Genomic DNA, 13,628 nt, shown 5'->3' on the forward strand with positions numbered 1-13,628 from the left:
ATCCTCTGCCTATATATGTTTGACAAAATATCGTCTCAATCCATAATTCGCTATAACTTGCTGCTGAATTTGAGATGTTCCTTCAATGATCTCCAATACTTTGGCTTCTCTGTACAGGCGGGCAGCTGAATGATCTCTGCTGAAGCCGCTTCCTCCATGGATCTGTACATTTGAATTGGTAATTTCAACAGCAACCTTTGAAGTGAAATATTTCGCGATAGACGTTTCCGTCACGGCCTCTGGATCTTGTTTCATCCGCATTTCGCCGGCTTTCATACATAAGGCGCGGGCTGCATGCAGCTGTGTTACAGCATCACCGATCATTCCTTTAATCATTTGATGTTTGTAGAGCTTCTCTCCGAATTGGCTTCTCTTCCGTGAGTATGTTACTAAAGAATCGACGGCTTCCTGTGCAATCGCCAATCCGGCCCACGCTACACTGTATCTGCCATGATCCAAAGCCAAATTAACGATGTAATTAAAACCGCCCCCGATTGGCCCTAGTATCTGGTCATCAGAAACCTCAACGCTGTCAAACTCTATTTCCGCAAGATAAGAAGCTCTATTGGCCATCATGCCTTCCATTTTTTTTACCGTTACGCCGCTCTGGCGGCTGTCTACAATAAAGGCTGTAACCACTTCTCCATCACGGGCTATAACCAGAAAAAAGTCAGCAATGGCGCCAAAGGAAATCCATTTTTTTCTGCCGTTGATGACATAGCAGCTTCCGTTTTTTGTATATGTTGTTTCAATGTGGTTTGCGTCTGAACCAATGTTTGGTTCAGACAATGCAAACGCTCCGATTTTCTCTCCTTTTCCGATGGGGACAAGCCATTCTTCTTTTTGGCGCTCTGTACCGTACCGCAACAGAGATTCACCGACTAACGAATTCACAGTCAAAAGGGTTCGAATATTACAGCACGCTTTACCTGCTTGTTCAGTAAACAAACCGTACTCGACAGGGTTCAATCCTAATCCGTGATAGACCTCCGGAATACCCGCAGCAAAATAAGATTTGCTCCCTAACTCTTTTATTAATTCTGCCGGGATGCATTCCTTCTCATCAAACTCGCCTGCAAAAGGTCTGACTTTTTCGTCACAGTAACCCCGGAAATCTTGAATGATGTCGGCTTTCTTCTCAGCTGTTTTCATTAGCAAGCGCTCCGTTCTGTTTCTTTTCAATTAGGCTGACGATTCGGTTTACTGTGCTGAAGTTAGCAATATCTAAATCTTCGTTATCAAGCTGAAACCCAAAGTTTTGCTCAAGAAATGTTACAAGCTTCATCGCAAATAAAGAATTCACAAATCCCATTTCAAAAATGTGATCATCATTGGTTAATTCGATTTCATCGTCAAAGACCACCAAATTTTGTTCAATATATTCTCTAATTTGTTCATGAAGATTCATCTATTTGCTCTCCCCGCTATTTAGATTAATTGCTGCTTCCCGCAACAGGTGATTGGCTGAATTCCGTTTTGACCTCGACATACGCAGGATACGGCTGGATACGGCTCAAGTCATTTTCAAATAAGATGAAGCCGTCCGGGCCCTTCGTATGTTCTTTGAAATTGGCAAATTTATATGTGATATACATGACTCTGTTCCGATCTGTTTGTTTAAAATCAGCGAACAGTTTTTTCCTTTTTTGTTTCGCTTCATTTAAAATAGCTGTCAGTAAAATCGTACCGACACCGCGGGACATAACCCGGCATGACATTAAAAGAAGATTAATATGCCATTCATCTCCCTTTTTTTCTATTAAAGAGAGTCCGATCTTTCCATAAGAGCCGTACTTGTCCTCAAGCTCGCAGACCAGCAGCATATGAGAATCTGACTCTCGGAAATAATTTAATTCCTGATAATCATATGTTTTTCCGCTTGCATTCAGCTGGTTTGTACGCACCGTAAGCTCTTCTGCCCGCTGCAAATCGCTTTCTTGCGCATGGCTGATCGTAAACTTCATATTCAGAGTGGCAAGAAATTGTTCGGACGGTCCTTCAAACTGCTCTTCGTCCTCTTTTCTGCGGTCATCCTCCAGATACATCTGCCGGCGTCTTTTGGCATCCTCCGTTACGAATGCAGGCTTCAGCAAAGGATCGACGATTAGATCCTTATACCGAACGGCATCCCAGCACGAAATCTCCGGATGGGCATTTTTCACTTCTTCCCTTTCAAACGCTTGGTCGTCAATAAAGAGAAGCGTATCCTTATGGATATTGAGGTTTTTGCTAATTTTTTCCAAAGAAACCGATTTGGCATTCCAGCTGATTTCCGGATATAAAAAGAAATGGTCTATTCCAAATTCCTTTAATTTTTCCATAACAGCAGCTTCGTCATTTCTGCTTGCGACAGACAGCAATATGCCGCGTTCATCAAGCTCAGTCAAAATTTCTATGATATTGTCCTTCAGCTTTACATCATCAGATTCAAGCAGAATACCATCCCATAGCGTATGATCTAAATCCCAGACAACACACTTAACTCCCTTTTTCAATGGTCTGCTCCTCCTTTAACTGTATTGAAAGAATCCTTGTCCTGACTTTCTCCCTAACTTTCCTGCGTCTACCATTTTCACGAGCAGCGGACATGGCCTGAACTTTGAATCTTTGTAGCTTTCATATAGAACCAGCAAGGAGTTAAGGATCGTATCAAGACCAATTAAATCCGCAGTCGCGAGAGGGCCCATTTTATGCCCGAACCCGCCGCGGAAGATTTTATCCACATTGGCTGGTGTCGCCACTTGATCTTGAACCGTCCAAATGCTTTCATTAATGGTCAGCATTAACACACGATTTGACACAAAGCCAGGCAAATCATGAACAACGACAGGATTTTTGTCGAAAGATTTCAAAAACTCGACGGTTGCATCGACAGTCTCGTCAGAAGTGGCATCGCCCCGAATCACCTCTACAAGTTCTTTCAGAGGAACAGGATTCATAAAATGTGCTCCAATTACCTTTTCCGGACGATGCATCAGTGAACCGACCTTCGTAATTGAGATACAGCTTGTATTTACAAGGTAGATGGTATGCTCTTGGCAGATATCCTTTAATTGTAAATATACTTGTCTTTTTATCTCCCAATCTTCTGTTACGTTTTCAATGATGATATCAGCCGGCTCCACATTGTGCGGCTCAGTCGTGAATTGAATGTTATCAAGCACATCTTCCAGTGACATGCTGAATTTTTCTTTACGCATCAGTTGAACAAGCCTGAATGTCTTTTTAATATTTTCCTCTGCGGCTTTCAGTTTTTCATCACTGATATCCAGCAAAATCACTTGATACCCATTCGCAGATAAATCAAGAGCCATATCGGCCCCCATGACGCCCCCTCCGATAACACCGGCAGTTCTGAAATCCATTTCACACCACTCCTGTCTGATTCAAAATATGATTGATTTTAGCTGTCACTTCTTCTGTCTTCTGATTAATGAAAAAATGATCTCCTTCAAATTCGTAAAATCTGCATGTCTGATCGGTGTACTGATTCCAATCGGATAAATCAAACAGCACTGACGGCAGATCACGTTTTCCATAAAAAACCGAAATATCGCAGGATAAAGGAGCAACAGCTGTATTCCTGTATGTTTCCAGCAACTCAAAGTCAGCTCTTAATATAGGAAGGAAAAAGTCAAGCACCTGCTCATTTTTGCTGAATTCTTCCGGTACACCCCCCATCTCAATAATCGCTTGTTTTAAAGCGGAATTTGAAAGCTGATGAAGCACTTTCTTTTCCGGGATATGAGGCGGGAAACGCCCGGAAAAGAACATATGGATCGGCTGTTTATTTTCCATGGTTAATTTCTTTTGCAATTCGTATGCAAGCAGCGATCCCATGCTGTGTCCAAAAATGGCATAATCCGAATCACCCAAATGGGATTTTGCTTGCGCAAAAAGATCTTCCGTCACGGATCCTGCATGATTCAGCAATGGCTCAGACATTCTTGTTCCATGTCCCGGAAGCTCTAAGGCCACCAGTTCAACTGACGCATCAAGAAACCTTTTCCACCCGCTGAAGATGGTGCTCGAACCCCCGGCATACGGCAGACAGAATAATTTGATCATTTGACCCTCTCCTCTTTACCAATATCCTTCAGGCATTCAATATAGGCTGCTTCAAGCTCCAGCACTTTTTTCAGTGAATCTTTGATCCGGTCTTCATAACCTGAAGAAGATCCTTCCGAAAAATAAAGCTTAGCCGCAAGATGCCGCGCTGCTTCTAACTCATCAATAATGTCAGACGTCACAGCGGCAAGCTGTTCAAACGCCGGGAGAAATGCGAAGCGGTATTGCTCTGTTTTTTTCACATTTAAAATTCCATTAAATGAATGAAGGAGCTTTTCGCTGTCTCTTATGCTGTGAAATTGCTCAGTAAACCGGCTGAAGGACGCCAAACCGGATAACATCCGATCTACATGCTCGGTGATGTTATGAACAAAGAAGGCAGCCGCATCCTTGAAAATGCTTTGCCCTGAGCGATCCCTGTCCGGATCATAAGAAAAGGAGGCATAAGAATGAAAAGCGGCAGGAGGCTGAAAATAACTGTGAAAGCCTTGATAGGCTTTGGCCAAATGATGATATGAAATATTTCTGGCTTCATATGACAAGTTATCGGGATAACGGTTTTCAATGGCAAGAACAGTCTGATCTACGTCATGAAAGCCATAAATCAGTATGCTGTTCCGGCTATGCTTAGACATATATTCCTGTCTATAAGGCTGCGCATATGTATCCAACCAAATGATGACAGGTTTATTTTTAAGAACATCCCGTTTCACATCATCTATGAGACTGCTGCTCACCGATTGCTTATCCGCGCTTATTCCCTGCTGATTCATGACATACTCAGGATCATAAACTTCAGTCCGATCAATCATTGGATAACCGTCTTCATCCAATTGATACGAATATATGTCATTTAAAAGATAAGGATAGATTTCTTGCTGAAACGAGCGAACCACTGAAAAATAACAGTTAAAAAAACAGCTGCGATAAAATAGGTCGTTAAACGGCTGAATACCAGGGATGGATGTTTCACATTTCATGCGTCTCACTCCTTCTTGCGGCACGGTGATTGAAAAAACAAGCGGTTAAACCGAATATACAGGAGGCAAGGAGCAGCATATAATAAACCGCCGCCAAATAAAGAAGAGAACCGGGTCCCCAAATAAATATCATGCTCCAAGGCAAGCCATTAAAGGCGAAGATTGAAATGAGCTTAGGCGCCACTATTCCGGCTGCCAGCAAAATCCCCCAAAGCAGCGCCTTTCTTCTTGTTCGCTGCTGAACGGGAACATTTTTCGCTTTAACGCTTTTTAGAAAAATAAAAATTCTCCACAGCAGAACAATAAGCAATAAACTGAATAAAACCAGCATGGCAGCCGCAGCTTTATCAATGACCTGGAACGGATCAGTGACAGAACCGTCCTGTTTTTGATTTGGATCGGCAATCACTTGTAAAACAGAACGAGCGATTTTCTCAGGGTAAGCGCTGTTCATATTGGCCAAAACCCCTACAGCCGCTTTATCGTCAGGACTGATGATAATAAACGAAGAAAAGTTAGGGTTGGAGCCGGCATGGAACATTTCTTTGACTCTTCCCTTTTTTTCAAAAATTGACCATCCCGCACCATAATACACACCCGGCTCTTCGGTTTTTACGCTTTTATCAGGCAGGTGGCTCTGCTCAATCAAGCGGCCTATATCACCGTCGCTGTGATTCAGCTGAAATCGAAGCCATTTGGATACATCCTCTGCGTTCGTGATAATATATCCGGCAGGCGTGTTCCCCCTATACTCAGGCGCTTTATAGGCTCTGGCCTTTAAAAATCCGATTTTAAAACCTGATGATACATCGCCGGCATGACCAGCGTGTCGCCCAGCATACGTGTTTGACATATCTAACTGCTTAAAAACGTGCTCAGCCATATATTGCTCGTAAGGCTGGCCTGATGCCTGTTCAATGATATATCCCAGCACATCATAATTGATTGTGGCATATTCAAATGTGCTTCCCGGCTTATGACTAAGTTCAACTCCCTTTAATCCTTTCGCCGTTTTCTCCAAGGCATCTTCCTTTGAATCAACTTTGATATCCGCTATCGATAAAAAAGGAATTCCGCTTGTATGATGCAGCAGCTGATGAATAGTGATATCTGTTTTCTTTCCGTTGTAAACTGTATAAAATCCGCTGATATACCGGCTGACAGGGTCATTTAGATTGATTGCCCCCGAACGTACAAGCTTAAGCACACCCAGTGCAGTAAACGCTTTAGAGGTTGAGCCCATCTCAAACAATGTCGAGGCGGTTACAGGGCGGCTATGCCTTTCGCCGGCATAACCAAACCCCCTTTCGTATACCACATCATTTCCTTTTACCACTGTCACTGAGATCCCCGGTATTCCGCTTTCTTTCATCTGCTTTTCGATCAGAGCGTCAATGCGCTTATCAACTGGCGTCTGAGCGCTTGCCTGTCCGCCACCCCAGATTTGAATTGACAGGATACAAAGACATAAAATCAGCCATACGTTTCTCATCATTTGAACAAGGAATCCAATTCTTCAATAGATAATGAGGCAGTTTCGAAATCTGATGGCGTATATTCAACAGACTCTTGTTTACAGCAATGTTCAGTCAGCTCCTTCAGCTGTACAAAAAATTCATCTAAAAGCTGTTCCATATCCTCTGTCTGATAAAGATCACTGCAAATTACATCCAACGTTAGCTGTCCGTCATAGATTCCCGCTGTCAAATCAAGACTGACTGTCAGATCATTTTCAGGTGATGACTCGGCGCCTGAATTCAAATAAGTCATGCGGTATTCTGATTTGTCAGCTAAAAAACGGTCAACTTCTCCCAGATAATTAAAGCGTAGCTCAGGCTTCCTGTGATCCGGTATTCGTTTACTCAAATAGGTGAGAGCGCCGTAGCCAATACCCTTATTGGGGATATTCCGCAGGTTTTCTTTCACTGAACGGATTTGCGCCGGCAGATCAGCCTCTGCCTGAAACACGGCGGGATACATTGCTGTAAACCACCCAAACGTTCTTGAAAAATCTAAGTCTTCCTTTAATGGCTCTCTTCCGTGACCTTCCAATTCCAAAGAAATAACCTCTTTGCCTGTGCAATGATGGCAAGCCCGGATTAACGCAGTGATAAGCAAATCATTTGTTTGGGTTTGATACGCCTCATTTGCTTCACTGAGCAGTTTTTGAGTCATCTGGCTGCTCAAAGACCGTTTCAGTTTTATGCTATTTTCAACTTTGGAATTTTCCGGACAAATCCCATAGAGCGGCTCAATCTTTTTCACTTTTTCATTCCAATAGCTGCATTCTTCTTCCGCCTCACGCGAATAAGCGTATTCATGGATCGAATTTGAAAATTCCTGATAAGAATGTGTCTTTAAAGGCAGTCTCTTTTCTTCCTTCCTATCTATTGAATGTAAAAGAGCAAGAAAATCATCAATCAGGATTTGCCATGATACACCGTCCGCGATCAGGTGATGGGCTGTAAATAACAAATGCGTTTTTTCGTTTGCTTTGATTACACCGGTTTTAAAAAGCACTCCATTGTATAAGTCCGTGCTTTCTCTCATTTCCTGCCCGATCACCGCTATTTGTTTGGTTTGCTCTTCCTCGGAAACATTAGACAGATCCCAGTATTCGATATAAGGTTCGATATTTGTATTGTGATAGACCAAGGCATTCGTTTCTTTTTCTACATTCATTCGCAAGCTGTCGTGATGATTGATTAAAAGAGACAGAACCGCCTTTACATCTTCAAGGTGAACCTCTTTTTCAGCAGTTAGCATAACCGATTGATGCCAGAAATGAGCGCACTTTAAATCCAAAGACCAGAACCATTGGGTAATCGGTGTGCCCATCACTCTGCCTTCTGCTTGTTGTTGAGAAATTGCAGGCGATTGTTTGCTAGTCACAGCACTGACAAGTTCTCTAAATACGGGATAAGTCATAATATCCTGCGTCTTGATAAAAAGACCTTTTTCTTTCATTTTCGAAACGAATTGAATGGCTTTGATAGAATCTCCGCCAAGCTGATAAAAATGATCCCCTGGGCAAATGTCAGTCTGGCCGAGAATCTCCTTCGCGGTTTCCAAAAGTACCGCCTCTGCAACCTTCTGCTCTTCATTTAACAATCCGTAATTTGTCTGTTCTTGATACAGTAAAGGATCAGGAAGCGCTTCCTTGTTTGTTTTTCCATTTTGCGTAAGCGGAATTCGATCCATCTTGATAAAGTAGGCCGGCACCATGAAAACGGGCACTTTGCCAGAAAGCTTTTTCCTAAGCTCCAGCACTGGCGTAGGTGCAGAGCTCACTACATATGCCGCCAATTGCTTTCTGCCCTGTGAATCACCAAAATCAATGACAACCGCTTCTTCTATTTCCTCGAGAGAAAGCAGGGCTAATTCAATTTCTCCCAGTTCTATACGGTAGCCTTTCAATTTGATTTGATGGTCTTTACGCCCTGCATATTCAAGCAATCCATTATTCGTTCTTTTCGCCAGATCGCCTGTCTTATACATTTTTCTGCCCTTCATGAAAGGGTTATCCAGAAAACGCTCGGTTTGCAAATCCGGACGCTTCCAATATCCTCTGGCGACATTATCGCCTGATATATACATTTCACCTTGAGTTCCCGGCAATACCGGCTGCAGCTGTTCATCTAATAAATAAATTTCTGTATTCTGCAGCGGAACCCCAATTGGAACCGAAGCTTGCTGATCCTGTTCTCGGTCATATTTGTGGATCATACACCCAACGGTCGCTTCTGTCGGCCCGTATTCATTAAAGATTTCGATGCGGTGATCTGATGCTTCTGTTATTTGGCGTGCTAAAGAAACAGACAGCTGCTCTCCGCCAACGATCATTCTTTTTATAGAGGAATCTTTTAAGTTTGCGTCTTTCAGCAACGCTAAATGCGCTGGTGTCAGCTTGATGACAGCTGTTTTCATTTCTTTTACGATTTGATGCAGTATAAATTCCGGGATATCTTCTTGTCTGTAAATGACAATCTTATTTCCTGTCACTAATGGGGTGTAAATGGATGTAACGGTTAAATCAAAAGCTATGGATGAGTACAGCGCAAAGCTGTCCTCTTGGGAAGAAGTATAATTCTGAGAGGCTGATGTAATGTAGTTCACAAGGCTTTGATGTTCGATCATCACGCCTTTCGGCTGCCCTGTTGATCCAGAAGTGTAAATCATATATGCGATGTCGGAAGGATCGTTCCTGATGTCTAACTGTCCCGTATCTAAATCATTAAACATGGTGCAGTCAATACTGATTTGTTTTACATGCCTTGGCAAACGGCAGTCTATTTTAAAAAGAGGGTCTGTAATAAAAAACGCCGCTTCACTATTTTCTAAAATATACTTGATTCGTTCCGCGGGATACTCGGGGTCGATCGGCACATAAGCACCGCCTGCTTTTAAAATGCCCAGTAAAACAGCAATCAACTCCGGTGAGTGTTTCATGCTCACGGCAACAAAATCACCGCGGCTTATTCCTTTATGTATAAGGCAGCGAGCAATTTGGTTGGAGCGCTCATCCAGTTCTTGATAAGAAACATGTCTCTCGCCATCCTCTATCGCTGTGCGAAACGGATGCTGCAAGGCCGTTGCTTGAATTAATTGATTGATTGTCTGCTCTTTCGGATAGTCGGCCTGCGTCTGATTCCACTTAAATATCTCGTCCCTTTTTTCTTGTTCAGTTAATATAGACAAATGTCTGAATTGAATGTCTGGATCCTCGATAAGCAATAAAATCAGGCGGAGTAAACGGTCTTTCAATTGCTGAATTTCCGCTTCGCTGTAATCCGCAACCTTGTAGTCGAACTGTAATTCTATTGCTCCGCCTTCGTCCCATTCTTTAACTGCAATTTGAAGGGAATAAGGCTGTGATCCGTTATATAATTCATCATATTCGACATGGCATCCATCTATATCAGAAGCAAGATCGGTGTTGTATGAATTGATATACATTTGGAAGAGCTGATCGTATCCCTGTTTTGCCAGCTGTAATTCCTTTATCAGTTCGTCATAGGGGTACCGTTGGTGGAGAAAGTATTTCAGGTAGTCTGAATTGACTTCTTTTAAAAAGTCTGAGAAACGTTGGTCCAGGTCTGTTTTCTTTCTGAACGGCATCGTACTGACAGTCATCCCCGCCGTGCTTTTTTCCTTCTTTCCAGACCTGTTTAGTACCGGCGTGCCGATAATGAAATCATTCTCTCCAGTTGCTTTGCTTAAATACCAAAACAGCGATGCGGTAAACAATGCGTTTAACGAAGAGCCTTGCTTTTGAATAAATTCATAAACAGCAGCAGAATGTTCTTGGTCAAGTTTAAATCGTTTGCGTTTTCCAGCAATGTTCGCTGAACTTTTTGACAAGAAGCTGTCCGGCAAATGAGAAAATTCCTCTTTCCAAAATGCGGCATCTTTTTGATATCGTGGCGAAGAAAGGTATTTTTTCTCTTTTTCTATGAGAACCAAATAGTCGTCACCGCCTTCTTCAGGCAGTTTTCCATTTGCCAGAAGCATGTACAGATCCTTAATCTTATCAATGATGATTTTCATAGACCAGCCGTCAGCAACAATATGATGGCATTTGATTAAATACCCGCAGGTTGCTTCATCTGTTTGGAAAACATAAAATTGAACAAGCGCGCCATCATATAAAGAGAAAGGTATTTTAAATTCCCGTTCGGCCCAATCTAGCATTCTTTCATATGGATGGTCTGTTGAAGTAAAATCGGCTGATGGCACACGGGCCTGCGCTTTTTCGTCTATGTATTGAAGAACTGATCCTTCCTGCTTCATGAGCCGTATTCTGAGGGACTCTGTCTGTCTGATGCAATGCTGAATGGCTTTTTTTAACGTCTCAAGATGAAGCTTTCCATTGATTTGGATAAGGCCGCCAATATGATTAATAGCTGTTTCTGGGTATAAATTTTCGATATTTAATATCCTTTTTTGATGATGAGAAAGAGGAAATAAATTCAAGTTACCATTCAACATATCCACCTCTTTACAAGTAGTATTTTACATCACCAATTTAAACACACAACAAATATTTTGTAAATATTTATAAAACATTGTCTATATTTGTTCATTTTTTAGTTTTAAAGATAAAAGCGCTGAAACGGTAAAAATAATAAAATTCAAGAAAAATACATATTGAACACCCAGCCAATCTGTAAGGCTGCTCATAATTAAGATCGATGCGCCGTATACAAATGTACTTATTGTATGCTGAGCCGACAGTATTTTCGGAAGCAAAGTTTCGTTTATGCTCTCCTGTACATAAGTTCTGATCGCAATTCCCCGGAGCTGAAATGAAGGTCCTAAAATAAAGACAAAAAGCAGCGATGCCAACGCATACTTGTTAAGCGCAAGGCATAGTGTGCAAGCGCCGATGGCAAGTGATGTCCATAAAATCATCGAGAACAGTTTTCCATTCATTATTTTTGAAAGTTTCCAAACGATTAAACCGCCTGTAATGGTGCCGGCGAAATAGCTTGCGTTAATAAACCCCCACCATGTTTCGTTTTGATGCAGCACTTCATCGACATAAACAAGGATAATGGCTCCTGTCCAAATACTTCTGCCAAACATGGATAAAAGCTCAAGAACAGTCAGCATTCTGATAACAGGCATTTGATAAATTGCTTTCCATCCTGAGGAAATTTTATCCATAAAGGACTCATTTTCTTCCTTTTCGGCATCTCCTTTTCCCGCATCCTTGACAAAAAATAAAGATACTGTAGAGGTGCCATAAAGCGCAAAAGTCAACAATAGAAGCAGTTGCGGCCCGAGCCATTTGATCAAAATACCGCCGAGCAGCCATCCGAGCAGGAGCACGATTTGATCAGAGGTCAGCACCAGGCTGTTTGCTTTCAACAACATGGATTTTGGAACAAAACGGGGAATCATTGAATTTCTGACCGGAATAGTTCCACCATCTAACAGCGACATTAAAAATACAATAAAGAAAAAAATAAAAATAGATTTAAAATCTATCATAAATATGAGAAGCAACAAAGATAACAGAATGGTTTGCGTTAACTGTAAAAAAATCAAAATGTGCTTTAATCTGTATTTATGAATAAAAACCGGTATAAATACTGCGCTTAATGACTGACCCACGAACTGCATCATGGCTACCAGCGAAGCCAAAAAGGCCGACTCTGTGACTTGATACGTAAACAGGGTCAGTACCAGCACGTATAAAGAATCTCCTAAATTAGCAATTGACTGGCCCGCCCATATGAAATAAAAGGATTTATTTTTCATAATTTCAACCCTTTTCTATTTTTAGAACATCATAACATAAATAAATACCCTCTCCAATGCTGCTTAACCTTCAAAAAAACGCAAAAAAACCCCTGCACCGCAGCGGCACAAGGGGTCATCCAATATTAGTCATAAATGTGAACAGTCGGCTCTTTATCTCCGGCATTGCGGATAATGACCGCTTCCTGTCCGTCTGAGGATGTGATATTGACTTCGACATCGACTGAGCTCTTGGAGTAGTAGTCCATCACTTCACCCGTTAAGAACTGGGTAAACGCGACAACTTCGCTTTTTCCGTAGAATTGCATTGGAATGTCGATCTTCATTTTCGTCATTTCATTATTTTCATACAGCGCTGTACCGACAACGCCTGTGTAGTTCGGGAAATATTCTTCAATTGAGTTTTTGAACCGCTTAAAGACCTCGGTGTCATCCGGGTATTTTTCTGCTGTCGTTGTATCTGCCGGATAAAATACATATTTTTCATTTATGTCATCCCAATTTGAGATATCAGTGGAGCCTGCTTTGACTTCCGTTTTGGCGATGAAGTTCCCCGGCACAATCGATGTTTTTGACGCCTGCTTGTAGAGCGCGACGGTGATCGGCACATTCTTCAGGTTATCTTTTTTACGGAGGCGGTTAATGACCTCTTGTGCGATTTTTTCTCCCTGCTCGCGAAGCGTGCTGTCCTTAATCTCCACTTCTTTCTGAGGGTCGCCTGTTTTTTCACGATAGTAATATACGGAGTTTAATGCCAGTCCGATCATCACGCCGCCAAGCTGGATGGAATTCTTGTCTTTTCTGACTAAATAATCGTGCTCCAGCATAGATGCTAAATAAACCGGGCTGCTTTCGTTCTTTTCTTCTGTTGAACCGGAGCTCGGAAGTGCTGGGTTCAAGCCTTCATTTTTGAAGTTTTTATCTTCTTTTTGGGCTTTTTTCAGATCAGAGCCAGTTTTTTTCCGTGCCAGCCAGCTTAATACTGTATCTTCATCTAAATATTGCCCTTCTTGGAACAGATAATCGTCAGTCGAGAAAGAATCTTGGGCAAGACGCATCAGCCCTGTTTCAAACTCATCGATGTCAAGTCTTGTATTCAGCTGTTCCGTTGTTAAGCCGCGCGCTTTTCCTGCCTTAAAGGGCAGCACCATTTTGTAATAGGAGTCAGAGATATTATATTTCGGGACAATCGCTTTTTCTGACGATTTCGCCGTCTTTTGCGTGATCTCTTCCTCCTTATCCCCCCCAAAACCTGACGAGCAGGCAGACAGCATTAACACTGCCGCCGTTGCCGCCATTGCCAACGTCTTTTTCAAT

Annotated in this window: 10 protein-coding genes; all 10 read right to left on the minus strand. The window is 42.2% G+C overall.

Annotation, left to right across the window (positions count from 1 at the left end; translation table 11 throughout):
- Nucleotides 1-9 precede the first annotated feature (9 nt).
- On the minus strand, nucleotides 10-1,152 hold the full coding sequence (locus AC4CV5_RS16785) for an acyl-CoA dehydrogenase family protein (RefSeq protein WP_490923326.1): 1,143 nt from the start codon (nucleotides 1,150-1,152) through the stop codon (nucleotides 10-12).
- The gene (locus AC4CV5_RS16790) at nucleotides 1,139-1,408 is read right to left on the minus strand and encodes an acyl carrier protein (RefSeq protein WP_003240117.1); all 270 of its coding nucleotides are present in this window, start codon (nucleotides 1,406-1,408) and stop codon (nucleotides 1,139-1,141) included. Before AC4CV5_RS16790 ends, AC4CV5_RS16785 begins: the two co-directional genes overlap by 14 nt.
- Nucleotides 1,409-1,433: 25 nt before the next feature.
- Nucleotides 1,434-2,495, minus strand: a complete 1,062-nt coding sequence (locus AC4CV5_RS16795) for an HAD-IIIC family phosphatase (RefSeq protein ID WP_490923327.1) — start codon at nucleotides 2,493-2,495, stop codon at nucleotides 1,434-1,436.
- Between the two features lie 15 nt (nucleotides 2,496-2,510).
- On the minus strand, nucleotides 2,511-3,365 hold the full coding sequence (locus AC4CV5_RS16800; RefSeq protein WP_490923328.1) for a 3-hydroxyacyl-CoA dehydrogenase family protein: 855 nt from the start codon (nucleotides 3,363-3,365) through the stop codon (nucleotides 2,511-2,513).
- A gap of 1 nt (nucleotide 3,366) precedes the next feature.
- The gene (locus AC4CV5_RS16805; protein ID WP_166854014.1) at nucleotides 3,367-4,068 is read right to left on the minus strand and encodes a thioesterase II family protein; all 702 of its coding nucleotides are present in this window, start codon (nucleotides 4,066-4,068) and stop codon (nucleotides 3,367-3,369) included.
- Nucleotides 4,065-5,048, minus strand: a complete 984-nt coding sequence (locus AC4CV5_RS16810) for a cysteine peptidase family C39 domain-containing protein (RefSeq protein WP_490923330.1) — start codon at nucleotides 5,046-5,048, stop codon at nucleotides 4,065-4,067. Before AC4CV5_RS16810 ends, AC4CV5_RS16805 begins: the two co-directional genes overlap by 4 nt.
- Nucleotides 5,038-6,543, minus strand: coding sequence for a serine hydrolase domain-containing protein (locus tag AC4CV5_RS16815; protein WP_248602508.1), 1,506 nt, complete (start codon nucleotides 6,541-6,543; stop codon nucleotides 5,038-5,040). The genes AC4CV5_RS16810 and AC4CV5_RS16815 overlap by 11 nt, the downstream gene beginning before the upstream one ends.
- The gene (locus tag AC4CV5_RS16820) at nucleotides 6,540-11,036 is read right to left on the minus strand and encodes an amino acid adenylation domain-containing protein (protein WP_490923333.1); all 4,497 of its coding nucleotides are present in this window, start codon (nucleotides 11,034-11,036) and stop codon (nucleotides 6,540-6,542) included. Before AC4CV5_RS16820 ends, AC4CV5_RS16815 begins: the two co-directional genes overlap by 4 nt.
- Before the next feature lie 81 nt (nucleotides 11,037-11,117).
- A complete protein-coding gene (locus tag AC4CV5_RS16825; protein WP_490923336.1) occupies nucleotides 11,118-12,311 on the minus strand; it encodes an MFS transporter in 1,194 nt (397 codons plus the stop codon).
- Nucleotides 12,312-12,436: 125 nt separating this feature from the next.
- A complete protein-coding gene (locus tag AC4CV5_RS16830; RefSeq protein ID WP_222143724.1) occupies nucleotides 12,437-13,627 on the minus strand; it encodes a CamS family sex pheromone protein in 1,191 nt (396 codons plus the stop codon).
- Nucleotide 13,628 lies beyond the last annotated feature (1 nt).

This window comes from Bacillus sp. NS1, from assembly GCF_058248265.1.